Annotated in this window: 1 protein-coding gene; it reads left to right on the top strand. The window is 71.0% G+C overall.

The genetic code is table 11. The features are described from left to right. Window positions 1-8: 8 nt before the first annotated feature. On the top strand, window positions 9-373 hold a 365-nt coding region (locus tag CF165_RS49795; protein ID WP_093954570.1), incomplete at its 3' end, for a MarR family winged helix-turn-helix transcriptional regulator.

The raw sequence follows: 373 nt of genomic DNA, 5'->3' as shown, positions 1-373 counted from the left end.
CTCCGGCCATGCCTGATTCGCCGCCGTCGCTCGATCCCGTGCAGCTGGGTGCCTACTTCGACCTCATCGAGGTGACCAGCCTGCTCCGGCACGCGGTCGAGCAACAGCTGCGCGAAGCCGGCGACCTCAGCTACGTGCAGTTCCAGCTGCTGGCCCGCCTCGGCGACGCACCGACCGGCAGCCACCGCATGACCGACCTCGCCGACGGCGTCGTCTACAGCCGCAGCGGCCTCACCTACCAGGCCGGCCTGCTCGAGAAAGCGGGCCTCGTCGTGCGCACCCCGTCCCCGGACGACGAGCGCAGCACCACGGTCACCATCACCGAAGCCGGCCGGGAGCGGCTCGCCGAAGTGCTGCCCGGGCACATCGAGGT

This window comes from Amycolatopsis vastitatis (assembly GCF_002234595.1).
Classification (GTDB): domain Bacteria; phylum Actinomycetota; class Actinomycetes; order Mycobacteriales; family Pseudonocardiaceae; genus Amycolatopsis; species Amycolatopsis vastitatis.
Note: the sequence above shows the minus strand (reverse complement) of the source record. Positions and strands in the feature narration are given on the sequence as shown.